This is a genomic window from Candidatus Thermoplasmatota archaeon (assembly GCA_035541015.1).
In the GTDB taxonomy this organism is placed as follows: domain Archaea; phylum Thermoplasmatota; class SW-10-69-26; order JACQPN01; family JAIVGT01; genus DATLFM01.
Genome location: DATLFM010000055.1, coordinates 1 through 26,095, shown reverse-complemented (window position 1 = coordinate 26,095; position 26,095 = coordinate 1). Strand labels below are relative to the sequence as shown.

24 protein-coding genes, 3 tRNA genes and 1 pseudogene are annotated in these 26,095 nt (G+C 68.5%); 12 read left to right on the top strand and 16 right to left on the bottom strand.

The features are described 5' to 3' along the window. Positions 1–10: 10 nt before the first annotated feature. Entirely contained in the window at positions 11–2,569 is a 2,559-nt protein-coding gene (gene gyrA, locus VM681_05150; protein ID HVL87380.1) for a DNA gyrase subunit A, read from the bottom strand. A 4-nt stretch (positions 2,570–2,573) separates the two neighbouring features. Next, on the bottom strand, positions 2,574–4,592 hold the full coding sequence (locus tag VM681_05145) for a DNA topoisomerase subunit B (protein HVL87379.1): 2,019 nt from the start codon (positions 4,590–4,592) through the stop codon (positions 2,574–2,576). A 157-nt stretch (positions 4,593–4,749) separates the two neighbouring features. On the opposite strand from VM681_05145, the gene VM681_05140 reads away from it, so the two are divergent. Both VM681_05140 and VM681_05135 read left to right on the top strand, forming a co-directional pair. Continuing rightward, complete coding sequence (locus VM681_05140) at positions 4,750–5,265, top strand: PIN domain-containing protein (GenBank protein HVL87378.1); 516 nt, start codon at positions 4,750–4,752, stop codon at positions 5,263–5,265. A 5-nt stretch (positions 5,266–5,270) separates the two neighbouring features. Further along, positions 5,271–5,354, top strand: a tRNA-Leu gene (locus VM681_05135). Between the two features lie 218 nt (positions 5,355–5,572). Here the strand turns inward: VM681_05135 and VM681_05130 are convergent. Next, the gene (locus tag VM681_05130) at positions 5,573–5,974 is read right to left on the bottom strand and encodes a hypothetical protein (protein HVL87377.1); all 402 of its coding nucleotides are present in this window, start codon (positions 5,972–5,974) and stop codon (positions 5,573–5,575) included. 101 nt (positions 5,975–6,075) lie between these two features. On the opposite strand from VM681_05130, the gene VM681_05125 reads away from it, so the two are divergent. Next, a tRNA-Met gene (locus VM681_05125) sits at positions 6,076–6,150 on the top strand. Between the two features lie 5 nt (positions 6,151–6,155). On the opposite strand, the gene VM681_05120 is transcribed toward VM681_05125, so the two are convergent. Together VM681_05120 and VM681_05115 are read right to left on the bottom strand one after the other, a co-directional pair. Further along, entirely contained in the window at positions 6,156–7,034 is an 879-nt protein-coding gene (locus tag VM681_05120; GenBank protein ID HVL87376.1) for a TlpA disulfide reductase family protein, read from the bottom strand. A 155-nt stretch (positions 7,035–7,189) separates the two neighbouring features. After that, positions 7,190–8,287, bottom strand: coding sequence for a radical SAM protein (locus VM681_05115; protein HVL87375.1), 1,098 nt, complete (start codon positions 8,285–8,287; stop codon positions 7,190–7,192). Between the two features lie 108 nt (positions 8,288–8,395). Here VM681_05115 and VM681_05110 point away from each other — a divergent pair, with 108 nt between their 5' ends. After that, the gene (locus VM681_05110; protein HVL87374.1) at positions 8,396–9,709 is read left to right on the top strand and encodes a cation:dicarboxylase symporter family transporter; all 1,314 of its coding nucleotides are present in this window, start codon (positions 8,396–8,398) and stop codon (positions 9,707–9,709) included. Here VM681_05110 and VM681_05105 read toward each other — a convergent pair. The 5 genes from VM681_05105 to VM681_05085 all read right to left on the bottom strand — a co-directional run bounded on the left by VM681_05105 (position 9,706) and on the right by VM681_05085 (position 14,927). Continuing rightward, positions 9,706–11,574 carry a heavy metal translocating P-type ATPase gene (locus VM681_05105; protein HVL87373.1) on the bottom strand — a complete coding sequence of 623 codons (1,869 nt, stop codon included), beginning with the start codon at positions 11,572–11,574 and terminating at the stop codon, positions 9,706–9,708. The two genes, VM681_05110 and VM681_05105, sit on opposite strands and share 4 nt — an antisense overlap. 25 nt (positions 11,575–11,599) lie before the next feature. Continuing rightward, positions 11,600–12,520: an exosortase/archaeosortase family protein gene (locus VM681_05100; protein ID HVL87372.1), complete on the bottom strand. Its 921-nt coding sequence runs from the start codon at positions 12,518–12,520 to the stop codon at positions 11,600–11,602. A gap of 9 nt (positions 12,521–12,529) precedes the next feature. Beyond that, positions 12,530–13,096 carry a fibronectin type III domain-containing protein gene (locus VM681_05095; protein ID HVL87371.1) on the bottom strand — a complete coding sequence of 189 codons (567 nt, stop codon included), beginning with the start codon at positions 13,094–13,096 and terminating at the stop codon, positions 12,530–12,532. A 103-nt stretch (positions 13,097–13,199) separates the two neighbouring features. Beyond that, positions 13,200–13,934: a hypothetical protein gene (locus VM681_05090; protein ID HVL87370.1), complete on the bottom strand. Its 735-nt coding sequence runs from the start codon at positions 13,932–13,934 to the stop codon at positions 13,200–13,202. A 189-nt stretch (positions 13,935–14,123) separates the two neighbouring features. Further along, positions 14,124–14,927, bottom strand: a complete 804-nt coding sequence (locus VM681_05085; protein ID HVL87369.1) for a hypothetical protein — start codon at positions 14,925–14,927, stop codon at positions 14,124–14,126. A gap of 159 nt (positions 14,928–15,086) precedes the next feature. Between VM681_05085 and VM681_05080 the strand changes: the two genes are divergently transcribed. Then, entirely contained in the window at positions 15,087–15,683 is a 597-nt protein-coding gene (locus VM681_05080) for a methyltransferase domain-containing protein (protein ID HVL87368.1), read from the top strand. A gap of 27 nt (positions 15,684–15,710) precedes the next feature. Then, positions 15,711–16,175, top strand: coding sequence for a hypothetical protein (locus tag VM681_05075; GenBank protein ID HVL87367.1), 465 nt, complete (start codon positions 15,711–15,713; stop codon positions 16,173–16,175). Between the two features lie 31 nt (positions 16,176–16,206). On the opposite strand, the gene pdxT is transcribed toward VM681_05075, so the two are convergent. Next, complete coding sequence (gene pdxT / locus VM681_05070) at positions 16,207–16,845, bottom strand: pyridoxal 5'-phosphate synthase glutaminase subunit PdxT (GenBank protein ID HVL87366.1); 639 nt, start codon at positions 16,843–16,845, stop codon at positions 16,207–16,209. Positions 16,846–16,955: 110 nt separating this feature from the next. Here pdxT and VM681_05065 point away from each other — a divergent pair, with 110 nt between their 5' ends. Beyond that, the gene (locus VM681_05065; GenBank protein HVL87365.1) at positions 16,956–17,099 is read left to right on the top strand and encodes a hypothetical protein; all 144 of its coding nucleotides are present in this window, start codon (positions 16,956–16,958) and stop codon (positions 17,097–17,099) included. Positions 17,100–17,110: 11 nt separating this feature from the next. Next, the gene (locus tag VM681_05060; GenBank protein HVL87364.1) at positions 17,111–17,365 is read left to right on the top strand and encodes a hypothetical protein; all 255 of its coding nucleotides are present in this window, start codon (positions 17,111–17,113) and stop codon (positions 17,363–17,365) included. On the opposite strand, the gene VM681_05055 is transcribed toward VM681_05060, so the two are convergent. Further along, on the bottom strand, positions 17,362–17,820 hold the full coding sequence (locus VM681_05055; protein ID HVL87363.1) for a VOC family protein: 459 nt from the start codon (positions 17,818–17,820) through the stop codon (positions 17,362–17,364). The two genes, VM681_05060 and VM681_05055, sit on opposite strands and share 4 nt — an antisense overlap. Before the next feature lie 109 nt (positions 17,821–17,929). On the opposite strand from VM681_05055, the gene VM681_05050 reads away from it, so the two are divergent. Further along, positions 17,930–18,002 (top strand) — tRNA-Val (locus tag VM681_05050). Positions 18,003–18,005: 3 nt separating this feature from the next. On the opposite strand, the gene leuS is transcribed toward VM681_05050, so the two are convergent. Genes leuS through VM681_05035 form a run of 3 tightly spaced genes read right to left on the bottom strand, consistent with a single transcriptional unit; the run spans position 18,006 to position 21,448 of the window. Continuing rightward, the gene (gene leuS / locus VM681_05045) at positions 18,006–20,924 is read right to left on the bottom strand and encodes a leucine--tRNA ligase (GenBank protein ID HVL87362.1); all 2,919 of its coding nucleotides are present in this window, start codon (positions 20,922–20,924) and stop codon (positions 18,006–18,008) included. A gap of 51 nt (positions 20,925–20,975) precedes the next feature. After that, positions 20,976–21,188: a hypothetical protein gene (locus tag VM681_05040; GenBank protein HVL87361.1), complete on the bottom strand. Its 213-nt coding sequence runs from the start codon at positions 21,186–21,188 to the stop codon at positions 20,976–20,978. A gap of 47 nt (positions 21,189–21,235) precedes the next feature. Continuing rightward, positions 21,236–21,448, bottom strand: a complete 213-nt coding sequence (locus VM681_05035; GenBank protein HVL87360.1) for a hypothetical protein — start codon at positions 21,446–21,448, stop codon at positions 21,236–21,238. 165 nt (positions 21,449–21,613) lie between these two features. On the opposite strand from VM681_05035, the gene VM681_05030 reads away from it, so the two are divergent. From VM681_05030 to VM681_05020, 3 genes and pseudogenes are all read left to right on the top strand, one after another. Continuing rightward, positions 21,614–22,171 (top strand): transcriptional regulator, encoded by a 558-nt coding sequence (locus VM681_05030; protein HVL87359.1) that lies wholly within the window; start codon positions 21,614–21,616, stop codon positions 22,169–22,171. A gap of 1 nt (position 22,172) precedes the next feature. Then, on the top strand, positions 22,173–22,451 hold the full coding sequence (locus VM681_05025) for a hypothetical protein (GenBank protein ID HVL87358.1): 279 nt from the start codon (positions 22,173–22,175) through the stop codon (positions 22,449–22,451). A 55-nt stretch (positions 22,452–22,506) separates the two neighbouring features. Then, positions 22,507–23,223 (top strand): annotated as a pseudogene (locus tag VM681_05020) (HAD family hydrolase). Here VM681_05020 and VM681_05015 read toward each other — a convergent pair. After that, complete coding sequence (locus tag VM681_05015; protein ID HVL87357.1) at positions 23,220–26,063, bottom strand: hypothetical protein; 2,844 nt, start codon at positions 26,061–26,063, stop codon at positions 23,220–23,222. The pseudogene VM681_05020 and the gene VM681_05015 sit on opposite strands and share 4 nt — an antisense overlap. Between the last annotated feature and the right edge of the window lie 32 nt (positions 26,064–26,095).

Below are 26,095 nucleotides of genomic sequence, written 5' to 3'. Positions count from 1 at the left end.
CGCGCGCGTCTCACGTTTCGTCGTCGGGTGGAGCCGGCTCGGCGTCTTCGCGGGGAAACACCGGCGGCTTGCCGTCGCCGCCCGCATGGGGTGCCTGCGGTGGCAGGGCCGGAAGGTCCGCGGGGGCCAGGCGCGCGACGGCAATGATGCGGTCGCTCTCCTCCAGCTGCATGATCCGCACGCCCTGCGTGTTGCGACCCTGCTCGCTGATCGTCTCGACGGGCACGCGGATCACCATCCCGCTCTTTGACGTGACGATCACCTCGTCTCCGTCGGCCACTTCGAGCACGGAGACGACCTTTCCGTTGCGCTCGGTCGTCTGGATGGTGATGATGCCCTTGCCGCCGCGGTGGTGGACCGAGTACTCCGGCACGGGCGTGCGCTTGCCGTATCCGTTCTCCGTGATCGTGAGCAGGCGGCCCTTCTCCCGGTCGCGGATGAGGGCCATGGCCACGACGTTCTCCCCCGGCTCAAACGTCGTGCCCTTGACGCCGTAGGCGGCGCGGCCCATGGGCCGGACGTCCGCCTCGGAGAACCGGACCGAGAGGCCCGAATCCTTGGCAAGGACCACGTCGGTGCGCCCGTCCGTGATTCCGACGCCGACGATGGCGTCGTCCTCCTCCAGGTTGAGCGCGCGGATGCCGGTCACGCGCACGTTGGCGAACTGGTCGAGACCCGTCTTCTTGACGACGCCCTTGCGCGTCGCGAAGAACACGTATTGGTCGGGCGAGAACGCGCGCACCGGGATCGCGGTCTGGACCTCTTCGCCTTCTTCGAGGCCCTCGAGCAGGTTCGGGATCGCCTTCCCCTTGCTGTAGCGGCTGCCTTCGGGAACCTTGTAGGCCTTGAGCCAATAGAGCTTCCCCTTGTTCGTGAAGAACAGGATGTACTGGTGGTTCGTCGCGAGGAAGACGTCCACGACGAAGTCCTCCTCGCCCGTCTCCATGCCGATGAGGCCCTTGCCGCCGCGGTTCTGCAGGCGGTATTCCTCCGGGGCGATGCGCTTGATGTAGCCGCGGTTGGTCGTCATGACGACGACCGTCTCGTCGGGGATGAGGTCCTCGACGAAGATCTCCTGGCCCGACTCGGCGATGGCCGTCCGCCGGTCGTCGCCGTACTTCTCGCGAAGCTCCCCGAGCTCCTGCTTGATGATCGCGAGGACCTCCGCCCGGCTCCCCAGGATCTGCTCGTAGCGGGCGATGTCGCGGCGGACTTGGGAAAGCTCGTCCTTCACGCCTTGGATCTCGAGCGAGGTGAGCTTCGACAGGCGCATCTCGAGGATGGCCTTCGCCTGCTCCGCGGAGAGCGAGAACTGCGCCATGAGGGCCTCACGGGCGGCCTCCGGGTCGCGCGCGGCCCGGATCGTCGCGATCACGGCGTCGATGTTCGAGAGGGCGATCACGAGGCCCTCGAGGACGTGCGCGCGAGCGGTGGCCTTGGCGAGCAGGAACTTCGTGCGCCGGACGACGACGATCTCCCGGTGGGAAACGTAGATCTCGAGCAGCTGCTTGAGGTTGAGCTCGCGCGGCTGGTTGTCCACGAGCGCGAGGTTGAGGATGCCAAAGCTCGACTCAAGCTGGGTCTGCGCGAACAGCTGGTTGAGCACGATGTCGGGGTTCGCGCCCTTCTTGAGCTCCACGACGACCCGCATGCCTTCGCGGTCGCTCTCGTCCCGAAGGTCGGCGATGTCGTCGATCTTCTTCTCCTTGACAAGCTCCGCGATGTCCTTGAGGAGGTTTGCCTTGTTGACCTGGTAGGGAAGCTCGTCGACGATGATGCGCTGCTTGCCGCCCTTCTTGTCGATGTCCTCGAGATGGGTCTTGGCGCGCACGCGGACGATGCCCCGGCCCGTCGCGTAGGCCTCCAGGACGCCCTGGCGGCCTTGGAGAATGCCGCCTGTGGGGAAGTCCGGTCCGCGGACGATGCCGGCGAGGTCCTGGATCGTGATCTGCGGATTGTCGATGAGCGCCACGAGGCCGTCGCAAACCTCGCGCAGGTTGTGTGGCGGGACGTTCGTGGCCATGCCCACGGCGATGCCGGAGGACCCGTTGCAAAGAAGGTTCGGGAACTTGCCCGGGAGCACGAGCGGCTCCTTGAGGGTCGCGTCGAAGTTGTCGCCGAAGTCGACCGTGTCCTTGTCGAGATCCTCGAGGAGCTCCTCGGCCACCCGCGTGAGGCGGCACTCCGTGTAGCGCATGGCGGCGGCCGAGTCGCCGTCGACGGAGCCAAAGTTGCCCTGGCCCTCGATCAGGGGGTACCGCAGCGAGAAGGTTTGCGCCATGCGAACGAGCGCGTCGTAGACGGCAAGGTCGCCGTGCGGATGGTACTTGCCCAGGACCTCGCCCACCACGCGGGCGCTCTTCTTCGTGGCCTTGTTGCTTGCCAGGCCCAGCTCGGACATGGCGTAGAGGATGCGCCGGTGCACGGGCTTGAGCCCGTCGCGCGCGTCGGGCAGCGCGCGCCCGACGATGACGGACATGGCGTAATCGATGTAGGAGCTGCGCATCTCGTGCTCGATGGGCTTGGGCACGACGACCTGCGTGACGCCCGCGTTGCCTTCCTCGGCCATGGTCTCACACGTCCAGCACGGTGACGTCCCGCGCGTGCTTCATGATGAACTCCCTTCGCGGCTCGACCGCGTCGCCCATGAGCACCGTGAACAGGCGATCGGCGGCGGCCGCGTCCTCGATCGTGACCTGCGCAAGCGAGCGCGTGGCGGGGTCCATCGTCGTCTCCCACAGCTGGGTCGGGTTCATCTCGCCCAGGCCCTTGTAGCGCTGCACGTCGTAGCCCTCGCCCCATTCCCGCAGGAGGCGGTCCTTTTCGGCGTCCGAGTACGCGTAGCGCTCCTGCTTCCCCTTTTTCACGCGGTAGAGGGGCGGCTGCGCGATGAACACGTGCCCGGCGTCGACGAGGGGGCGCATGTACCGGTAGAAGAGCGTGAGCAGGAGCGTGCGGATGTGCGCGCCGTCCACGTCCGCGTCGGTCATGATGATGATCTTGTGGTAGCGGATCTTCGACAGGTCGAAGCCGGAGGCGTCCTTGGTTTTCGTCGCCACGGCGACGGTCCCGCCCCCGTCCGCTGCAGCTCCGTTCTCGCCCTCGGCCAGCTCCATGGGCGTCGAGATGCCCGTCCCGATGGCCGTGACAAGCGTCTGGATCTCGGCGTTCTTGAGGATCTTGTCGAGCCGGCTCTTCTCGACGTTGAGGATCTTCCCGCGCAGGGGGAGGATCGCCTGGAATTCTCGATTGCGCCCCTGCTTGGCGCTTCCGCCGGCGCTGTCGCCCTCGACGAGGAAGATCTCCGAGACCGCCGGGTCTCGCGCGGCGCAGTCGGCGAGCTTGCCCGGCAGGCTTGCCGTGTCGAAGAGGCCCTTGCGGCGGGCAAGCTCACGCGCCTTGCGAGCGGCCTCGCGCGCCTGCGCCGCCTGCACGGCCTTCTGCACGATGAGCGTGGCGTGCCGCGGGTTCTCCTCGAGGTACGCCGCGAGCTTCTCGTTCACGATCGACTCGACGATGCCCTTCACGTCGGAGTTGCCAAGCTTCGTCTTCGTCTGTCCCTCGAACTGCGGGTTCTCGACCTTCACGCTGATGATGGCCGTCAGGCCCTCGCGCACGTCCTCGCCCGAGAGCGGCTCGTCGTCGGCCTTGAGGACGTTGTTCTTGCGCGCGTAGTCGTTCAGCGTGCGCGTGAGCGCCGCGCGGAAGCCGGCGAGGTGCGAGCCGCCCTCGATCGTGTTGATGCTGTTGACGAAGCTGTGGAGCGTCTCCGTGTAGGCGTCGGTGTACTGGAGCGCCACCTGCGCCTCGGTGCCGTCCTTGCCCGCATCGAAATAAACGGGCGGATGGAGCGCCGTCTTGCCCGCGTTGAGCCAGCCGACGAACTCGACGATGCCGCCGTCGTACTTGAAGTCGTCCGACTTGCCGTCGCGCTCGTCGGCGATCGCGATGCGGACGCCTTTGTTGAGGAAGGCGAGCTCCCGTAAGCGCGTCGCGAGGGTCGTGTAGTTGAACGTGGTGTCCGAGAAGATCTCCGGGTCGGGCTTGAAACGCACGAGCGTGCCCGTTCCCTCGATGTCCTGCTTCACCACCTCGACGGGCGTGACTGGCGCTCCGCGCTCGTAGCGCTGATGCCACAGCTTGCCGCCCCGTCGAACGCTCACGTCAAGCCACTCCGAGAGGGCGTTTACGACCGACACGCCGACGCCATGCAGGCCTCCGGAGACCTTGTACGCCTTGTGGTCGAACTTGCCGCCGGCGTGGAGGATCGTCATGACGATCTCAAGACCGGGCTTTCCGTGCTTGGGGTGGATCTCGGTCGGGATGCCGCGGCCGTTGTCCTCCACGCTCAGGGAGCCGTCGGCGTGCAGGCGAACGTCGATGCGGTCGCAGAAGCCCCCGAGGGCCTCGTCGATCGAGTTGTCGACGACCTCGTAGACGCAGTGGTGGAGGCCCCGCGCGTCCGTCCCGCCGATGTACATGGCGGGCCGCTTGCGCACGGCGGCAAGGCCCTCGAGAACCTGGATCTCGGCCACGCCGTAGGTCCTTGCGTCGGCCTTCTGTGCACTCTGGGTTCCCTGTTTTTCGGCCATCGAAAACGCCGTTCCGACCCTCGCCTATCGCTCTCTGAGCGGGCGATTGTCCTTATAAACAAAGAAAGGCATTTCGTTTATAAGTATTTTGGCGAGGCGACGAGCCCATTGCTTAAATACTCACAGAGGAATACTTGTACCCAGCCAGGGACTCTCCGTGGCAGCGACAAACGGCATCGGGAAAGCCAAGGCACGGAGGCCGCCTCTGGTCCTCGACACGTCCGCCATTCTCTCGGGCAAAACGCCTCCCGCAAACGAGATCCTCTACGCCCCCACCTCCGTCGTCGACGAGTTCCAGCCGGGGGGACGCTCCCGCCGCCACCTCGAGTACCTGCTCGAGGCCGGCCTGCGCGTGATCGATCCCAAGCCCGCCTCCGTCGTCGAGATCGAGGAGGCCGCCTCGCAAACCGGCGACGGCTCCAAGCTCTCCACCGCCGACGTGGCGGTCCTCGCGCTTGCCAAGGAGCTATCCGCGTGCGTGCTCACGGACGACTATCGCATGCAGAACGTCGCCGCCTCGATCAAGATCCCCTTCCAGCCGCTCCTCCAGGAAGGCATCAAGGAGGTCCTCCGATGGGCGTACCGCTGCCGCGGGTGCGGCAAGCAGTACGAGACCGCCGCGCCCGAATGCGACGTGTGCGGATCGGAGGTCCGGCAGGTCAAGGCGGCGTAACTTCGGCGGCCGTACCCGAGCTTGGTCTAAGGGGCAGGACTTAGGATCCTGTGGTTAGTCCTTCGAAGGTTCGAATCCTTCCGGCCGCATTCGGCGCGCATAGCGCGCCGAATGCGGCAAGAGGACGAGCGACTCCGCGCCGAAGGCGCGGAGAGCGAAGTCCTCGAAGCCCGAGCGTTGGTAGGCGCGCGGCCTTGGGCCGCGCGCCGGGCGCCAACGCGAGCAGCGCGCCGAATGCGGCAAGAGGACGAGCGACTCCGCGCCCGCAGACACCCCGGATTTTTACTGCGCAACTGCGCAGTAAACGTCACCGCAGCTCGCGCGCGATCGCGAGGAAGTGCGCCTCGTCCCGTCGCGTGCGCATCGCAAGCTCGACGCGATGCGTTCCGGCGCGCGCAGGAAACGCGCGCACGCGCTCGGCAAGCGCCGGCGGCAAGCGCGCCACGGCCTCGGCGGGCACGCGCGCGACGCCCGCGGCCGGCGACCGCGCGGGCAGCAGCCGGCACGCGACGTCGCCGTCGCGCCGCAGGAACGCAAGCTGCCACCCCACCGCGGGCCCGGCGAAGCTCCACGCTTCGCGAAGCCCCAGCGCGCGCAACCCCGCGCGCAGCCTCGCGAGCGCGCCGGCGTCGGCTTGCGAGAGCGCGCGCGAGAGGAGGCGCGCGGTGGGCTTCTCGCCGCGTCGGCGAAGCATGGATGGAGCGCTCACGCGCGGCAACCGTGCGCGCGGCGGAAGACGCTTGCGGTCGACCGGAACGTTTAAAGCGAAGTCGCGAATTGGGGAGGTGCTCGTTACGAGCCACTCCTTCTAGCGGGGTGGGGTAGCCAGGATATCCCGACGGGCTCATAACCCGTAGACCAATGGTTCAAATCCATTCCCCGCTACTTGATCAGCCATCGCGCAAAGCGTGTTCGATGAGGCGCCGAAGCTCGTCGGCCCCGATGCCGCCGCTTCGCTGGAAGATGATGGCGCCGTTGGCATCCACCACGGTGACTTCGGGCGGCATGATGCCGGTGCCGTAGTTGCGGCCGACCGTGCCGTCGTCCAGGCCCGCGTACCACGTCCACCCGTTCCGTTCGAAGAACGCGCGCGCGTTGTCCTCGGAGGCGCCCGTGACCTCGACGCTCAGGATTTCGAACACCTCGCGCGGATACTCGTCGTAGACCGGCGCGAACTCCTCCATCGCATGCTTGCACGGCGCGCAGTTGGCCATGAAGAGGTCGACGAGGACGACTCTTCCAAGGAACTCGCTCAGGCGCACGTCGCCCTTGCCCAGAAGGTCGGTGAGGCCAAAGTCGGGCGCTCCGCCGCTTAGGCCAAGGACGCTCAGGGCAAACGGTGTCGAGGCGCCCGTCATGACGATGCGGTACTCGCCTGGCACCACGCCGTAGATGGACGCGATGCGGAGCGGCTTGTTCGGCGCCGTCGAAGGCGGCACGAGTTTCGTTCCCGCGCTCCATTCGGCCACGACGTCGCCTTGCGGATCGAGCACCTTGATCGACGGGGAGGCGGCGGCAAAGCCGCCGGCGACGGCGCCGCCAAGCTCCACTTGCAGCATCTTGTACTCTTTCTCGACGCGGAAGCTTGCCGTCGACGTGGGCGTCCGATCGCCAGCGGGGCTTAGGACGAAGGTCCCTTCCAGAAGCACGTCCCGCGCCTGCTCGAACGCGGGCCGCGCGGCCTTCGGCATGCCGTCGGACATGGTCGAGGACACCGGAGTCTCGGGCGTCCCCATGCAGCCTGCCAGAAGGGCAATCGTCAGAACCATCGCCGGAACCGCTCCACGAACCCTCATGCGCCTCGCCGCTCCAAAAGGACCCGGGAGCCGGAAGAAGATTTTGGCGTTCGTCTTTACCGGGGGGGTCTGGACGATCGCACATATGAAGTGGCCGCCAGCGGTCCGGGGTGGCGACGAGTTGCAGGTCAGGCGCCCTCGTACTCCGGGTACGCCGCCTCCGCGGTCGGCGACATCCATGCGGGCTCGAGGAGCCCGTGCCGCGCCCGAGGCGCCGTGCTGTCCACGCTGTCGAGGCTCGTGTCGCGCGTGCGCGCGGGCGCCGGGTCGAAGGGTGGATTGAAGAAGCCCGTGCGAAGCGGAACGTTTTCCTCGGCAAGCGCGGCGGCAAGCTCGGCGCGGGCTGCGCGCTGGCGCTCCTCGCTTGCGATGAAGCGCGCGAGGTCTTCCCATTGCGTGCCTTGCAGCCGTTCCCACAGCGCGGGAAGGAAGCTCGGCTGGCGGCGCCAGTAGGAGGTGTTGACCCAGCTCACGCCCGCGTCGCGAAAGGCGCGCGCAACGTCCCGCATGGTCGTGCCGCTTGTCGTCGGGTAGGCCGGCGAGTAGTTGGCAAAGACCGTGAGGCCCTCGTCGGCCAGCTGGCGAAGGGTGTGCAGGCGCGCCGAGATGGGCGGCGCGGCCGGTTCGACGATCTTGCGCGCCTCGTCGTCGAGCGTGGGAACGCTCAAGCCCACGCGAAGCTGCGAGAAGCGGCGGAGGAAGTCCAGGTCGCGCAGCACGAGCGGGCTTCGCGTGAGGATCTCGACGGGCCAGTCCTTCCGGAGAATGATCTCCAGGCAACGTCGAACGATCTCGAGGTCGCGCTCGGCGGCCTGGTACGGGTCGGTCGCGGTGGAGATGTACACGGTCAACGGCTTGCGCGTTCGCATCTCGCGTTCGACCAGGCGCGGCAGGTTTTGCTTGGCGACGACGTAGTTCCCCCACCGGCGTCGATCCACCTTCATCGTGTCGGGGACGTAGCAATACGCGCATCGGTGCATGCAGCCGACGTAGGGATTGAGCGACCACGCGATTCCGGTGGCGTGGCCGCCCATGGTGAAATCCGTGAGCGCGCTTTTGGCGTCCACCTCCAGGACGCGGCACTGGCCGTAGGCCTCGCGCGCCGGTTCCTCGTCCGTCGCGTCGATCCGGCGCTGGGCGGGCCGCGTGCTGCGTCCAAGCTGGGAGTGCAGCTTGTCGTTGATCCAGACGGGTTTCACGGCCTGGCAGACGATTGCGCCGGCCATAAGCGGCGGGCGGGGGTGCCCGAAACTGGTGGGGCTCGGGCCGTCCGCCTGGCAAGAACGGGGCGTCCACCGTCACGTCTTTAGACCGGGAGCCGCCTGCGCGCCTGCATGCTCTTGGCGACGGTCCGCAAGCTGGGGCCGCTTGTGGGCCTCTTCGCCCTTCTTGCGGGCATCGCGCTTGGTTCGGCGTTCCCCTCGTACTTGGCTTGGGTGGGGGCGGGGGTCGACGGCGCGTTCTGGCTTCTGGGCCGCGCGGTTCCGTTCATCATCTTCCTCGTGCTCACGCCGGCCATCGTGGGCTTGCTGTCCACGGGCAGCGCGGGGAAGTTCGCGTTCTGGGTCTCCGTGGCCTTCGTGCTGACGACGTTTCTGGCCGGCGTCTTTGCCGCGATCTTCCTCGTGCTCGTCTTCGGGCTGCCGCTCACGCCGTCCTCGGGCGATCTGGGAGCCGTGCTCGCGCACGTGGGGCAGCAGACGCTTGCGGCCGCCACGGGCGCGCCCGCCTTCATCGCGATCTGGTACGGCGCGCTCGTGGCCCTCTTCCTGCACTACGGGGGCCGCAGCCCGCGTCTTGCCTGGTTCTGCCGTCCCACGGCCGGCACGCTGCACCGCATCGGCATCGGGGGCATCGAGCGGATCGGCCACGGCGTCCGCGCGGTGCTGCCTGGACTTCTGTTCCTCGTCGGCATCTACATTCCCACGAAGCTTGCCGATGCGCTCTCGCGGGTGGGCGAGGTGGGAAGCCTTGCGGGACGCGATCCCGTGCTGTGGTACTTCCTCTCCGTTGGCGTCCTCGCCGTGGCGCTTGCGATCTTCCTTGCCATGGGCGTCCTTGCCGTGTGCAGGATCACGGGATTCTCCGTCCGGGCGTTCGTGCGCGAGTACCTCGTGTACGTCTATCCGTTCGCCTGGGCGACCGCTTCGAGCTACGCGACCGTGCCCATCAACCTCGACCGCACGAAAGCGCTCGGGGTGCGCCAGGAGATCCGCGAGTTCATCGTGGTGCTCGGGGCGACGGTGAACCTGGACGGAACGATGATCGGCGCCTTCGTGCTCACGGTCACCACGAGCCTGCTTGTCGGCTACACGCCGACGGCGCTTGACATCCTCGTGCTCATCCTTCCGCTTGCGATCGTGAGCATCGGCGCGCCGGGGATTCCCGGCGGCATGGCGCTCATCGCGCCGGGCATCGTGCTTGCCATCCTGCCCATCCCGGTGGCCCTCCACGCAGCGTTCTTTGCGATCTTCGTCGCCTACGCCTTCGGGCTCTCGGACCAGTTCCGCACGGGCGTGAACGCGACGGACAACGGCCTGCTTTGCCTTCTGTTCGAGCACTGGTATCCCGCGCATTTTGCAAAGCCCGGCGAGGCGGCGGCCGGATCGTTTCAAGCCGCGTCGGCTGTCGCGCCGCCGGCGCGCTAGCCGGTTCGGGAGAAAAGAAGCGCCGGCGCGGCGGCGAGCGCGGCCACCGGTCCGGCGAGCACAAGCGGCAGGAGGCCGGCGGCCGCAAGCGCCATGGCGACGGCCAAGAAGGCGATCGCCAGGCGCAGGCTGGACCGAGCGCGCTCCATCCGCAAACGCGCCAAGGACACAAGCTCGGGGACGAGGCGCACGTCTGGCCGCAGCAGGACCACGCCGGCCTCCTCGACGGCCACCTGCGCGCCCGAGCCCATGGCGATCCCGACGTCGGCGGCGGCAAGCGCGGGAGCGTCGTTGACGCCGTCGCCAACGACGGCCACCACGCGGCCTCCTTCCTGCAAGCCGCGCACGGCGCCCGCCTTTCCCTGGGGCGTGATCTCGGCGAACACGCGGCGAAGCCCGAGCTCGCGCGCGGCCGCCTCGGCCGTCCGAACGTGGTCGCCGGTCACGATCGCGCACTCGACGCCAAGCTCGCGCAGGCGCGCCGCGGCTTCCCCGCTTTCCGGGCGCAGGGGATCCGAGAAGGCGAGAAGGCCGACAAGCGTTCCTCCCACGCTTACCCCTACGGTCGTGAATCCCTTGGATTGAAGCTCGTCCCAGCGGGCAAGAGCCCGCTCGATGTCCACGCGGCGGGATCGAAGCAGCTTTGCGCTTCCCACGAGAAGCTCCCGGCCTTCGAAGGTCGCCTCGACGCCCACGCTCGCAAGCGTTCTCGCGTCGGTCACGCGCGCCGGTTCGATGCGGCGGTCCGCGGCGGCCGCGACGACGGCTCGCGCGAGCAGATGCCCATTGTGTGCCTCCGCGGCGGCGGCAAGCGCGAGGATCTCCTCCTGGTTTTTGGCAAGGCCTTCCACGTGCGCCAGCGCCAGCCGGCCTTGCGTGAGCGTCCCGGTCTTGTCGAAGACGATCGTTTGGACGCGCGCGAGGCGTTCGAGGGCTTGGGCGTCCTTCACGAGCGCCCCGCGGACGCGGGCCGCAAGCCGCGCGCCGTGAAGGGCCGGCCGGACGGCCAGCGGCAGCGAAGCGGGCGCGCCGGCCAAGAGCACGGCAAGGAGCAGCGGAAGCGGCGCGGCAAGCGGAGCAAGCGTGAGATGCGACACGACCGCCGCGCCGGCTGCGGCCGCCAGCACGAGGGGGACCATGCGCGCGGCCGTCGCCTCGCCGCTTCCGGCAAACGGGGGCGCGGCGGATTCTTCGAGCGAGGCGAGGATCCGACCCAGCGACGTTTCGGCGCCCGTCCGCGTCGCGCGCACCACGAGACGGCCCTGGACCACAAGACCGCCGGCGGGCACGGCGTCTCCTTCCCCGACGTCGGCGGGCAAGGGCTCGCCCGTGAGGTGCGCAGTCTCGACGCTGCCGGTTCCCCGCGCGACCACGCCGTCGGCCGCCAGACGCTCGCCTTCCGCCACGATCATCCGATCGTCGACTGCAAGCTCGGCGGCGGAAACGAATCGCTCGGTCCCGTCCCGCAGCACGCGCACCGCCTCCGGAGCCAATCGGGCGAGCGCCGGCGCGTCGGGCGCCCCCCGCCGAGCGTTGGCGTCGATCGCATGCGCGGCGGCCGCCGCGCCAAGGGCAAGGGGAGCGGCCGCAAGCCATGCGGCGGCGCCCGCGGCAAGCGGCAGCGCGTCGGGCCAGAGCGCGTCGGTGGAGGCCGTTCCAAGCGCAAGGGCGGCCGAGGCCAGAAGCAGCATCGTGCCCGCGTGGCGACGGGTCGAGAGAAGCGCTGCCGCGCCGGCGACGGAGCCCGCGACGGCCAGGAGCGCAGGAAGAGGCCCAGGGACATCGCCCGGGCGTTGGAGAAGCCACGCGACCGCCCCCGTGCTCAACGCCAGGACCGCGCACGCCGTCACGGGGGACGCCCGCATGGCGACGGAAACCCTTCCGGCCGGCCTAGTTCTTTGCGGTTTGGCTCAGGCCGCCGCCGGCGGCAGCGGGTTGCTCAAAGCGCCGAAGGACCAAGAACCAGAAGGCAAGCGTGAAGGCAAGAAAGAGCGCCCAGCCTGCGTGCTGATGGGCCTCCTGCAACGCGCGTCCGCCCCATTCGCGGCCGACCACGGCCAGCAGCACGAGCCGCGCGACGTTGGCCAACCAGACGCCCGCAAGCCCAAGCAGCGCGTAGAGCGCAAGGCGTCGGGGCGGAAGGTTGCGCTCCCACGCGAAGAGGCCCAGGAGGCCCAGGAAGAGGGCCGCCGGATAGAAGCCGGCGCACACGACGCCCACGGTGAGGAAGAGCGTGCCTCGGTCGGTTGCAAGCGCGACCGTCTCGCCGCGCACGGACGCGGGGATGCCAAGCAGCGAAAGGGTGCCCGCCATGGGATCCACGAGCGCGTGGCGAAGGTACCACCGAAGCGGCGAGTCGCCCGCGCCCGACTCGAGCAGGGCCTGGAGCGCCCACGCGGCAAGGGGCGCAAGGAGCAGAGGAAGGCTGTACGCCACAAGCGTGTCGACCTTGAGCGGTCCCGCGCGGCGTTCGAGGAACGGCGCGAGCGCAACGAGCGCAAAGCCGTAGGCAAGAAGCGCAAGCTCGGGGGCCGAGAAGGCCGAGCCCGAAGCGAGGTTGTACGCGAGCACGCTGCCGAAGCAAAAGAAGCCCAGCGCAAGGACGAGGTTCCGCCGAAGCGGCTTCGACGGGCTCGGGGCGCGCGCCGCGCGCGCAAGCGGCGCAGCGGCCAGACCCAAGCCGACGGCCACGAGGACAAGCGCCAGGGGCGCGGGCGTCTCGTGGTCGAGGACGCCCGTCAAGGAGAGAAGGCCGTAGCCTGCCGCAAGCAGGCCCGCCACAAGACGCGCACGCTCGGCCGCCGGCGCCATGGGGTTGGCTCAACCCTCCGGCCGGCGAGCGCCCCACGCGAGGGCCCCCGTGCACGCAAGCGCCAGGGCCACGCCAAGGGCCGGGTCGGGGAGGAACGGTACGGCCGTCGCTTCGACGAAACCGCACCCCTCCGACTCGCCAAGCTCGTTCGAGGACGTCACGCGGTAGCGGTACGTCGTGCCTGGCGTCGTGCTCGCGTCGAGGATGTGCGGATGCTCGGGCGTGCTTTGGGCAAACAGCTCGAAGGGGCCGTCGCCCTCGGCGCGGTAGAGCCGGTCCACCTCGGCCGTGAAGTGGCTCGACCACGTGACCATGATGCTCGCGTCCTCGTGCGCTTCGGCGTTCACGCTCGTGGGACACGGCGGCGGCGCCGTCGCCGGCGGGCGGTTCGATTCGTCCTCGTCGTCGGGAGACTCGCAGCCGGGGTCGTCCGGGTAATCGACGAGGCCGTCCTCGTCGTTGTCGAACCCGTCGGAGCAGTGGGGTTCGAATTGCGCGGAGACCGTCGCGGCGCCGGCAAGGAACAAGAACAGGGACGCAAGGCTCGGCAGGACGAGGGGAGAACGCGGAGGCATACGAGGAGGGGTTCGTCGGTGACGCTCAAAGCGGTGCTGGGACGCCGATCGGCCGCCACATTAAGAAAGAGAAACGGGGGCCCGGAGGCCCCCCTCGAAGAACCTAGCTGCGGCGGCGCAAGGCCACCCAGGCGCCCGTTGCGCCCACCGTCGCAATCGCGGCGGCCCACGGGCTCGTGAAGAACGGGATCGCCGTGGCTTCCACCTCGTCGCAGTCCTCCGACTCCTCGTCGCCGATCACGGTCGTCACCGTGTACCGGTACGTCACGCCGACGACCGTGTCCGAATCCACGAACGACGTGCCCGTCGTGTTTCCGAGCAGGACGAAGGGTCCGGCCCCGACGGCGCGGTACACGTTGTACGAGTCGGCGTCCGTCGCGGCGTCCCACGTCAGAAGGATCGTCGTATCGGAGCGCGCCTGCGCCTCGAGGTTCGTCGGGCACTCCGGCCCCGGCCCGTTGCCGTTTGTCGTCACGATGTAGCAGAAGGAGGCCTGGCTGATGCTAAAGGGACGGTTGTTGTTCGGGTTGATCGGCGCTCGAAGACCCGTGTCGGCGTTCGTGGGCGGGTCGTACGTGTACACGTTGGCGTTCGGGCCGCCCTTCACGATGACCGCGTGAACGCCTTCGCTTGCCACAAAATCGAAGTGCGTCCCGTTGAAGTTCGCGATCGTAACCACGATCGTGCCGTCGGTGAACACCCCATTGGCCATGGGTTCGATCTTGAACTCCACGAAGTCCGAATCGAGGTCGGCACAGCGGGGGTTCCCCGGCGTCACGGTCTGCGCGGAGGCCGGAAGCGCCAGAAGCGCCATGGCCAAGCCCAATCCAACTGCCATTCCTGTTCGTACGATGCGTGCGTTCATGGGATCGCCGCCGCTTCTCCGCCACGGGGCAGGATAGGGTTTCCGGCACGCGCCTCGGACGGCGGGGCGGCGAGGGGAAAAAGAGGATCCTGGCAACGCGAAACGTTCGACGAAAAAAAAGAACGGGCGCCCGCGGACGCGGGCGCCCGTACGGGAAACGCTCTACGGCCGCCGGCGGAGGAACGCGTAGGCGCCCAAGCCGCCCAGCGCGGCTCCCGCGGCCGCAAGCGGGCTCGTGAAGAACGGGATCGCCGTCGCCGACGCGGTGGCGCAGAACTCCGCGGTCACGCGCCGCCCGTCGAAGTGGCGAACGCCGTAGTCCACGACCGTACCTACGGGGTAGGGCCCGTCGACCACGGTCGACCCGTCCAGCATCTCGGTCACATGCTCCCAGTCGCCCCCGTCCACGGAGCGGTAGAGCACGAAGACCGCGCCCTCGTTCATCACGGTGACGGAGATCGTTCCGTCGGCGTTGGCGACGGCTTCAAGCTCGGTCGGCGGACACTCGGGCGGCGGGGGCGGACCTCCGTTTCCACCGTTGCCATCGTCCTCCTCGCAGTCGGTCCAGAACATCTTCGCCTTCGCGAAGTGGCCCTCGTCCACGTACGCTTCCACGCGGTAGTGGCCCGAGGGCAGCGAGAAGGGTCCCGCCTTGAAGTGGAAGCCCATGGGCGTGTCCTCCGCGTCGGCCTCCCAGTCGGCGCGCAGGACCTCGGACTTGTCCCCCGTGGGCGGCCACTCGTAGAACACGAGCCAGCCCTCGTCGTTCGTCATCTTGAAGCCCTCGATCCAAAAGTCGCAGTCGACGCGCGGATCGTTTCGCTGCGGGGGCGAGACGACCTCGTCGTCGTGCACCTTGATCGTTCCGTGGTTCGGGTTCTCGTGCGCCGCAGCCGGCACGGCTGCAAGCGCCACCGCGAGGACGATCCCCGCGGCCCAGGCTCTCGTTGCGATTCGTGGTCGCATGCTCCAACCTCCACGCGACCCGGGGTTGGGGAAGGAGGATAGCCGTTCCGGCACACCGATCGGCCGCGCAAGTCCGTCCGCCGGCGACGCTCCCGCGTTTTGCTCCGAGGGCCCGCGCAAGGGGCAAGATTGAAATCGTCCTTGCGCCTTCGCGCGTGCATGGCCCTGCGGTCCCGCAAGCCCAACGCGGCGAGGCTACCCCGATCCCTCGTCGAGGGGCCGCGCCGGCGCCTCGAGAGCTCCTTCGCGCGGCAGTTCCTGCGCAACCCCGTGGCCGTGGGAACGCTCTTCCGCTCCGGCCCGTTCTTGGCCAAGCGCCTCACGGCCGAGGCGCTGCGCCACAAGCCGGCCACGATCCTCGAGGTCGGCTGCGGCGACGGCGCCATCACGAAGACGCTTGCCAAAGGCGCCGCGCGCGAGGGCATCCGATTCCTTGCCGTCGACATCAACGCGGCCCTCCTTTCGAAGAATCCTGTGCGCGGCTCGCTCTTCCAAGGCGACGCCTCCCGGCTTCCCGTCCGCTCGGCGGACGTCATCGTGTGCGGGCTTCCGCTTGCGCTCTTGCCCAAGGAGAAGGTCCTGGAGATCCTCCGCGAATTCCGGCGCGTGGCGCCCAACTTCGTCGCCTTCCAGTACTCGACCACGAGCTTGAAGCTCATCCGGCAAGTGTTCCCCAACGCGCGCGTCGTCACGTACGTCCTGGCAAACGTGCCGCCGGCCGTCGTGATCTCCGGCTCGGCCCCGGCAGCACGTTAAAATAGAACCATCCCGATCGGCCCCCCCATGCATTGCGCGCAGTGCGGAGAGTCGCTCGCCGCGGGCCACCGCTTCTGCCCGCAGTGCGCCGCGCCCGTGCCCGGCGCAAGCGCTGCGCCCGCGCGTCTGCACATCGACGAGCTCTCCGCCAACTGCCACCACTGCGGGCAGGAGGGCCGCTACGGGGACCTTCGCCGCTGCGGCGTCTGCCACGAGCGCTTCTGCGTCACCTGCGTGGCCGAGTGCTCCGAGTGCAAGGAGGCCGCCTGCCCGGCGTGCATCCTCGAATGCACGACCTGCGGCAAGGTCGGCTGCGCCGACGATTGGGAGCACTGCGAGAGCTGCCACGCGCGCGCCATGTGCAAGGAGCACGCCGAGTACTGCTCCGACTGCGGCTACCCCGCGTGCCGCCAGTGCCTCTCGCCGTGCAAGAAGTGCGGCGACGACGTGTGCGGCATGTGCGTCGAGGAAGGGCACGGCACGGCAAAGTGAGGATGTATACAGATGTATACGAATGTATACATCAGGCGCGCTTCCACCGGGCGCACGTCTGGACGAAGTGCCGGTGCACGCGAAGGTCGCCCGTGAGCTCGGGGTGGAAGCACAAGCCAAGGACGTTTCCCTGCCGCGCGGCCACGATCGTCTTGCCCAGCAGGCCCCACGGCTCGCAGGCGCCCCACGTGCGGACGATGGCCGGCGCCCGAATGAACGCCGCCGGAACCGAACCCAATCCGGCGAGGTCCACGCTCGCCTCGAAGCTCTCCCGCTGCCGCCCGAAGGCGTTGCGGTCGACGGCGAGGTCCAGAAGGCCAAGGAGGCGCGTTCGCGTGTCGGAGACCTGGCGGTCGCCTTCCTTGGCGGCGAGGATGAGCCCCGCGCACGTGGCAAGGAGGGGGAGGCCCTCGTCGCGGGCGCGGGCGACGAGGCGGTCGTGGAGCCCGGAGGCGACAAGCAGGCGCGAGATGGCCGTGCTCTCGCCGCCGGGCATGGCCAGGCCGTCCACGAGGTCGAGATCGGCGGGCGTCCGGACCGGAGCGACGGACCCGCGGAGGCCCTCGGCCAGGAGGGCGGAGGAGAGCGCGCGCTCGTGCTCGGAGACGTCGCCCTGCACGGCGAGCACGCCAAGCCTCAGGTCGAAGCGGGGCTTCGCGCGGTTCGTCACGTTTCCGGCCATCGGCTTGCGCGATAAAGCCCTTGCGGCGCTCGGGTGTCGCTTGGTTTCGAGCGAGCAAACGCCTTTATGGCCGCGGGGCCCTCCCATGCGAGGAGCGCATGGCGAAGGTCCGTTGGTGCGTCGTTTGCCGCCGCGAGAAGCCCGTCCACGGCGTCTGGTACCTTCTGGATCCGCGCGCCCCGTCCTTCGCTTGCGAAGGCTGCTTCGTGGCGGCCGAAGAGATTAAGCCCCTGCCTGCGTAGCGGGCGCTGCCATGAGCCTCCTTTGGGACACCTTTGGCGCCGTCGGCCTCGTGCTTCTGGTCTCGGCCTTCTCCGCAAACGCCTTGGGCCGCATGGCTCGCGACGGCGTCGCCTACACGGGCATGAACTTGGGCGGAAGCGCCATCCTTGGCGTGTACTCTTGGTATCTTAACGCGCCCATCTTCGTCGTCCTGGAGGTCGTTTGGGCTTCGGTGGCCTTGGCGGGGCTCGTCCGGGCCCTGCAGGGCCGGGTCGATCTCGCCTAGCGGCGGGCGGAGGCGGCGGCGCGTCGCGCCGGCGCCCCTGCCCGGCGTTTCCGCGGGGCCTTCGTGCGCGCTTTTGCCTCCGGCTCCCCGAAGAAGAGAACGTAGCCGTCCGGATCGTCCATCATGAAGGCGCGCTCGCCCTGCTCGGTGTCGAGCGCAAGCTCGATGCGGGCGCGGGCTTTCTTCGCCGCGCGCCAGACGCGCTCCACTTCGGGCGTCTCGAAGTAGAGGACGACGCCGGCGCCCAAGGGGCCCGACAGCCAGTCGCGCACCTCCTCGTCGGCCCACGGGCTGTCCTTGGGGAAGAGGCTCACGACCGCGCCGCCCAGGCTCGCCTCGACGTACTCGACGCCGCCCTCCGTGCGTCGGGCCGTCTCGAAACCCAGCTTCCGGTAGAAGCGCTCGCTTCGGCCAACGTTTGTCACGTTGAGCACCACGTTGAGGGTCGTGGCCATGCGCAGGGGAAAGGCGTTCCCGTTCATGACCCCTCGGGAAGGTCGTGTCGCGTTCGGTAGTTTCTTGGCCTACGCGGTTTTGGTCCCATGGCCGGCGGTGCGCCGGCGCGGGCCCGTGGTCTAGTGGTCATGACGTCGCTCTTACAAAGCGAAGGTCGCTGGTTCGAATCCGGCCGGGCCCATGGCTACTGCACGTAGATCGCCGGTCGTCCCGGCATGGCCTGCTTGGCCTTGCCCGCCGGGTCGGGGCCCTCGCCGGCGGCATGCACCTCCCACGTCGCGGGGATCTCGGCGGACAGGAATGGAAGCGCCTCGCGCAGGATCTCGAGCTCGGGCAGCGGCTTTGCGCGTCCGGCAAGCGCGGCTGCGCCGCCGGAGGCCATCTCCTTTCCGAGCTTTTGGGCAAGCGCGGGCAACTCCTTCATGCGCGCGCGAAGCTCGGGGTCCTGCTGCGCGGCCTTCATGAACGCACCCACGTCGAGGCCGCCCTTTCCGGGATGTAGAACCGCAAGCGAGAGGGCCGATCGCTTCCACGGCTCGGCCACGTACAGCACGACGCGGGAGGGCGAGAGTCCCGTGACCTTGAGGATGGCGCGAACGTCGTCGAGAACCTCGCGGAGGTACGACTCCGCGCGCTCGGCCTCCTCGTCGCGCGCCGCCGGATCGGCGACCGGCCAGGGCGCCTCGATCACGCTGCCTGCGTTGCCCAGGCGGCTCCACGCCTCCTCGGCAAGGTGCGGGACGAAGGGCGAAAGGGCGCGCGCCTGCGCGGAGAGGAACACGTCGCGCAGCGCGCGCGAGGGGTCCTGCGCGCTGCGGCGCACGTACCACGACCAAGCCGACGCAAGATCGAAGAACGCAAGCTTGAGCGCGGTGCGGAAGTTGAGCTTCTCCATCTCGGCGTCGAGGTCCGCGAGGATCCGGTGAAGGGCGCTGGCGAAGGCGCGGTCGGCGCGCGTGGGCGCCCGGTCGGAGGCGGGCGGGGGGTTCGCGTAGACGTCGAGCCACGCCGCAAGGCGCCGGCCGATCGTGGCGGCAAAGTCGCGCTCGAAGCTCGCGTCGTCGAGCCCCTCGCCGGCGTTGGCAAGCGCCATCCGCACGGCGCTTGCGCCGTACTGGTCGAGCGCCTGGCGCAGCGTGACGAAATTGCCGGCGCTCTTGCTCATCTTCTGCCCGTCCACCATGACCCAGCCGTTCACGCCCATGCCGCGGGGCCAGCGCTCGGGCTCGTCGGGCCAGATGGCCACGTGGTTGAAGACGGCGAAGGTCAGGTGGTTCTGCAGAAGGTCCTTGCCGCTGTTGCGAAGGTCAAACGGGTACCAGTAGGCGAACTCGCGGCGGCACGCCTCCGCGACCTCGCGGGTGACCGTGCCGCGCGCCGCGTTCGCGGGGTTTCCGCGGCCCAAGAGCACGAAGCCGAAGAAGGCGTCCGTGAGATCCTTCGGGTCGACGGCGAAGGCGGGCTCGGCGACGCTTGCGTCGAGAAGGTGCGCGAACGTGTAGTAGGCCATGTAGATCGTGGAGTCGGAGAGCGACTCCACGACGCGCGACTCGTCCATGGGAAGACGCGTGCCAAGGCCGGAGTCGCGCGCGCAGGCCCAGTCGCGCAGCCAGTCGACCACGTAGTGGAACTGCTTTCGCGCGACCTCGGGGTGGATCGTCATGCGGTCCAGCGCCTCGTGCGTCTTCTCCTTCCACGCCGGATCGCCGTACGTGAGGAACCACTGGTCCGAAACGATCTTCACGATGCCCTCCGAAAGGCAGCGGCACACGACGGGGCCCGTGGGCTCGAAGTAGCGCTCCGCGTCGCCGCGGGAGAGGAGCCACTGCGCCACCTTCGCCTTGGCCTGCGCGACGGGAAGCCCCGCGAACTCGCCGGCGCGCTCGAGCATGCGGCCGTTGTAGAAGCCCGCCTGGTACACGGTCTCCGTCGCCTTCTCGAGAAGCTCCACGTCGCGCTGGCCTTGCACGCCAAGGCGCTTGACTTCGGCGGGCGCGGGAAGCGTTCCCGCTTCGCCCGAGTCGATGACCGGGATGGGCGAAAGAGCGCGGACGGAGGCGGCGTCGAGGCCGAACTCTGCCATCGCGCGTTCGTCGCGCTGGAGGTCGGAAAGCGCCGCGAAGTCGAACGGCGCGTCCGAGGGGACGCTCGTGACGATCCCGGTTCCCTTGTGGGGCTTGAGGAAGGAGGCCGGAAGCACGAGCACCGCTTCCTCGCGGGCGGGCGCATGGACGCGCGCGCCGACGAGCGCGCGGCCCGCGACGCGGCCCTTCTCCGTCACGCGATCGAGCTGATGAGGGAGCTTCTGCGCGCACGTGGGGCTTGCGACCCACGTTTCGCCCGCCACGTCGAGGACCGCGTAGTCCATGTCGGGGTCGACCCACGCGTTCGTCTGCGCGAACATGGTCTCGGGCCGCAACGTGGCGGCCGGGAGCACGGTGCCCGCCGGAAGGCCCGCAGCCGGCGCGGTCAGGCGCAGCTTCACGAGCACGTACTCCTGGGGCGTTTCGCCCTCGCCCTCGCGCCGGTCGTGGTCGGCGATGGGCTGGCGGTCCTTGGGGCACCAGATCACGGGGTGGCGGCCCTTCCCCACGTAGCCGCCCTCGGCGAGCTTCGTGAACTGCCACCGGATGAACCGGTCGTACCAGGGATTCCGGTCCGTCGTGAAGAACTGGCGGCGCCAGTCGATCCCAAGCCCCAGACGCGAGACGTCCTTCCGCCACTCGGGCGGGAACACCTCCGCAAAGCGCCACGGCTGCGCGAACTTCGCGACCTCCTCGTCGGAGAACCCCTGCTCGCGCAACATGCGCCACTGGGTCTGCTCGCCCTCGCGCACGCGGTTGGCCGCCGCCACGATGGGCGTGCCCGTGAGGTGGTAGGCGAACGGGAAGAGCACGTTCTTGCCCTTCATGCGCTGGTGGCGCACGGCGAAGTCCACGCGCGCCATCGTGAAGGCGTGACCGACGTGCGCGTACGCGTTCATGTACGAGTACGGGTAGGTGGCGAAGAACTTGGGCCGCGCCGGATCGACGGAAGGCTCGTACGCGCGGCGTTCCTGCCACGCGCGCTGCCAGCGTTCCTCGATCGCGTCGAACTCGGCCATCGTCACCGGAAAACGGACGGCCCTCTTAAGGGATGCCCCGCCCGGACGGCGCTAGAACGTCTCGCGGAAGCGGTACGCGCTCCGGTCGGGACCGGGGAGGGCGGAAAAGCAGTCGAAGCACGCGTAGGTGCGGATCCGCCGCTCGAAGCCTTGAAGGCCGGCGATGATCTCGGCCGCGAACCAATCGCGGATGCCCTCGGCCTTCCCGCACTTGGCGCACGATCGGGCAAGCGGCGCCCCCGTCGAAACCGCTCCTCCCTGCATGGGTTCGCGTAGCCCTGGCTTTCAGAAAAACCCTTCGATCCGGGGTCTCACGGTTTCGTCTCCACGATCCATCCCGTACGCTCGCTTTCCGGGAGATCGTAGTAGCAGGGGGGACAGGCGTAGACGCGGCGGGTCTCCGCTGCGGCGAAGAAGGACTTCACGCGGCGGATGCCGGAATACCATACGCGGACGCCGTAGTCGCGCCCGCAGACGAAGCACGACCGGCGAACGACCGGGGCCGGGGAACGGAGCCACGCCACGCCGGCCGGAAGTCCGGCGGGATTTAAAGCTCCGCCGGTCCCGCGTCGTTTCCTGCGCAATTGCGCAGTAAACTTCGCGTCCCTTCGATCGTTCCACCCATGACGAAGAATATCGGAGCGCTTAATAGAGAACCGCGACTATCGCAACCGACAGGGCGGGAACCCATGACCTTCGAACTGACCGTGGTCTCGAACACGCCCATGACGGCCGTCAACGACCTCGAGACGGTCTCGATCGCCTTCCTGTACAACGTGGGCTACCTGCCCAAGGGATACGATCCAAAGACAAACGTCGAGAGCGTGAAGCAGAGCGTCCCCTACAAGCTCTTCCTCAATTGCTTCCTCAAGCGCCCGGAGAAGGCGTGGTCCATCGAGGAGCTCGTGACCGTCCTTCGCACCTCGCGCCCGACCGTGTACCGGCACCTCAACAAACTCAAGAGCTACGACCTTCTCGAGGAAGTGAGCCTCAAGGCCACGGAGGACTCGAACACGAAGAAGGGGTACCGCATCCGCTACGGAAATCTGGCCAAGGCCTGGAACTTCTCCGAGGCGCACGTGAAGGTCGCCATGGAAGGGTACCGCAAGACGGTGGACCACCTGCAGGAGCTCGCGAACAAGGAGATCGCGCGCCAGACGGCCGCGACGGCCCCCCCGGAGAACGGCGAAGCGCCCCGCGAGGAAGCCGAGCCCGTTCCCATGGCTCGCGTTCGGCGGGGCGCTTGACATGGCCGGCCACGACTTCCACATGACGCCCGAGGGCCGCTATCGCGTCACGAGCCTTGCCAGCCGCGACGCCGTCGTCACCACGCTTGGCCTCTTCAAGGGCTTTGCGCCCATCGGAAGCGGCGACGGGCTCGTCTTCGAGCTTGTCGAGGGGCCGGAAAAGGGCCGGCTCCGCATCGTGCCAAGCCACATGATCGTCTCGATCGACGTGCTCGACCCCATCACGCCCAAGGCGCAGCCCGCCCGCGTCGAAAGCGAGACGGACCGCCTCTACGGGTGAGCGCGGGGGTCGTGCAACGCCGAAGGCACGCTTCGATCGCCTCGCCGCCGTCTTCTTCGACTTCTCCGGCACGCTGCTCGACGAGGACAGCGACCACGAGGCCCACCGCCGGCTCATGCAGGCTGCCGGGCGGCGCTTCGACGTGAAGGTGGACGCCGACGAGCTCGTGGGGCAGTACCATTTGGCGTGCGCCGACCTACTGGCGCAGGAGACGGCCGCGGGGACGCCGGGCCCCGGCGCGGGCTCGGGCCTCCGGCTGTACACGGCCGCGCTCCTTGCCGTGCTGTCGGTCCACGGCGCACGGCTTGGCGCGCGGGACGAGGCGTGGCTCCAGGAGGAGTACCACGAGGCGCACCGTCGGCACGTGCGCCTGCACGACGACGCGCGGCCCGCGCTTGCGGCGCTTGCGGGCGCCGGGGTGCACGTGGGGCTCGTGACGGACGTGGACGCGCCCTTCTTGGATTACCACCTGCGCTTCCTCGACCTGGAGGGCGCCTTCGACAGCGTGACGACGGCCTCCGACGCGGGCGCGCTCAAGCCCGATCCGCGGATCTTCCGGCTCGCGCTCTCCCGCGCGCGCGTGCCGGCCGGGCGCGCCGTCATGGTGGGCGACAGCCTGGAGCGAGACGTGGACGGCGCCCTTGCCGCCGGCCTTCGCGCCGTCCTCGTGGACCGCTACGGCGCGAGACGAACGGACGTTCCGCGCGTCCGGTCGCTCAGGGAGCTTCCGCGCGCCCTCGCGCGCCTGGACGGCCTCCAGTCCGAGCGCTAGGTCCGCGCCAACCGGTGCGGCGACGTGGGATACCAGACGAGAAGCTCGAGCTGATAGAGCTGCGGCCGGGGCTTGAACGTTACCGGCCCGTTCTCCGTCAGGACCTGCTTCACGACGTCGAAGTACTCGATGAGCCGACCCGCCATCTCGATCTCGGTGGGCAGCGGAACGCCGTTGTCGTCGGTGGTCTGCCGCCACCGGATGACGGCCTCGGCAAGGTAGGTGCCGTAGAACGGGTGCAGCGTCGTGTCGTACATGTGCGTGTAGCGGCCCGACGGCTCGGTGAGTTGCGACTGCCAACGGATCGTGCTGTTGTTGGCCCAGACCACCGTGACGGAGCCGTCGTACGCGCCCACCACAAGGTCGACGGATCGGTTGACAAGCGGGTCGTAATCTCGAAGGGCAAACGCCGTGACCCACTGGATATCGGAAAGCGGTTGGGGCGAGCAGCAGTACTGCGTTGCCGACGCGGCAGAGTAGGCGGACAATTTGGAGGAGAGGGGGTTCGCGTAGACCACGGCGCGGTCCTCGTAGCCGCTAAGGCCGGTGCGCGGCGTGGCCTGTATCATGGAAGCGCCCAGCGGGATTTCCTTGTGAAGCGTGCCGTTGAGGCCAAAGGCGACGTGCGTCTTTGTTTGGACGGCGCGCGACGACGGCGACCGGGGCGTAAGCCCCTGCGGCGACGGGTTGTGGATCAAATCCCCGGTTCCCGGGTTGATGCGGATCCAGGGGTTCGGGTCCGTGGCGATCTCGTTGGCGATCGACCGCTCGTAAGCGATGACGACGTCGGGGCTGGGCTCGGCGGTGAAGTTGAGGCGCGCGTCGAAGGCAAGAGCGCTCGTGTACCACCGCTGCCAGCGGGGGGCGGGCGCCTGGGGAAGGCTAAGCCCAACGCCCGTCGAGCCCCAATCCGCGTTCGTTCCGGGCGCCATGGCGTCCATCGTGCTGAAGTCCTCCATGTACGTGCCGCGCACGCTTCCGTTGCCCGCGTCCGTGATGTAGTCGACCTTCACGGACGGAAGGACGCCGATGCGCGGGAGCTCGTTCCACTGGCTGTTACGGCCAAACTCGATCCGCCAGAGGAGCGCGCAGCCCTGGGGGCACTTTGATTGGAACGGCAGGCCCGTCGCGAAGTTTGTCTTGAAGTTGGGCGTGACCTTCCGCCAGGTCTTGCCGCCGTCGTTGGAGAGGTGGTACGTCAAGCAGTTGCAGGGATCCAACCCCTCCGTGACGCGCGGGGTGACGTTGAGCCACGCTTCCCGGATCCAGCCGGTGAACGAGCCCTCGGCGGCGGCTACGCCGACGGCCGTGGCGTTGGCGGCAAAGCCGCCGACGAAGTGGACGCGATTGGCCGGCCCCGAGGCGCCCGTTGTCGGCCTGGAAAAGCTCGTGGCCTGGCCGTCGTTGCCGTTGCTTTGGAGGATGTAGCTCAGATTGCCCCACTGCGCGACGCCAAAGAGCTTGTACGAGTTGTCGTCGCGCGCCGGACGCAGCTCCAGGGGGCAGGCGGTCACGTTCACCGTGCAGGCGAGGTAGGGAAGCCACGTGAGTCCCCCGTTTGTCGTTTGGTACGCGATGCCGTAGGCGATGGCCCAACCCCGCTCGCCCTCCAGCGAGAGCCAGCGCGGCAACGAGTACGTGTCTGTCTTCCAACCCGTGGTCACGTTCTGCCAGGTGAATCCGTTGTCGGTGCTTCGGATGATGCGCGCGCCGGTTACGTTTGTCACGAGGCCCAGTACGAGCCCGTTCGTGGTGGCGGCCAGCGCGCGGATGGTTTCGGTCTTGTTGTTGATCGGGACCGTCACGTTCTGCCAGGTGGCACCCCCGTCGCTCGATGCGGCAATCACGGCTCCGGTGGTGCTCGAGAAGAGCGTATGGACGTTCGTGTGGGTACCGGCGGCCAGGATGCGGTCGTTGGCCACGTAAGCCACGTCCGTGAAGCTATACGAGTACCACCCCTGCGGATCGGCGATCGTGCGGTTCAGCCACGTCGTGCCGCCGTCGTCGGAGACAAGAACACGGGAGCCGGCCACGGCCACGACCCGGTTGTCGCGCGAATCCGCGGCCACGTAGTTGCGCGAGTCGGGCGCGATCATCTCGCCGTAGTATCCGGTCGCGGGGTCGTAGATGGCGACAATTCCGCGGACATCGCTTCCGCTCGAAGGGCAGCTCTGCGCCGAGCAGTTTGAGCTTTGGCCCACGGCCACGACGCGCCCGTTGTCAAGCACTTCAACGTCACGGACCATGCGCACGCGGCCGCCGGTAAGCCAGTTCACGCCCAGCTCCGTGACCTCCGAGAAGTCGGAGCCGGAGAGCTTCAACAGCGTCGAGCGGGTGCCCACGTAGGCCGTCATGGAATCGGCAACGGCGATGGACACCCAGCCGCTCTCGAAGCCCTGCTCCTTGAAGTGGAACATCTCCAGGGGCGTCGTCCCGTCGTACACGACGACGCGGTCGCGCGTCTCTTCGGGACCGTCCACCTGCACGACGACCTCGCCGATGCCGTCGCCGTCCAAGTCGACAATCTCCGCGCGCACGATCGTGTCCGGGTAGCGCGCCGTCAGATTGAAGGAAGCCTCCCAGAGCTTGTGGCACGTCGCCGTGAAGCCGGCGAGGGTCTTCTCGGTCGCGACCACGAACCCGTTTTCGGCTTCGGGCGCGTTGGCTGCCGTTGCGTAGACGCCTAGGCGGCCCGCCGAGACGGAGACGATCCGCTCGCGGGGGAAGCTTCCGTGGCAGCCGCCGCCGTCCATCTGGTGCACCGTCACGTTGCCTTCTTGGCTGGCGAGGCCGGCGGCGATCACGTGGTCGACGAACCCGTCGGCGTTGTAATCGGCCACCGCCAGGGCGCCTCCCTCGCTAAGCGGCGGCG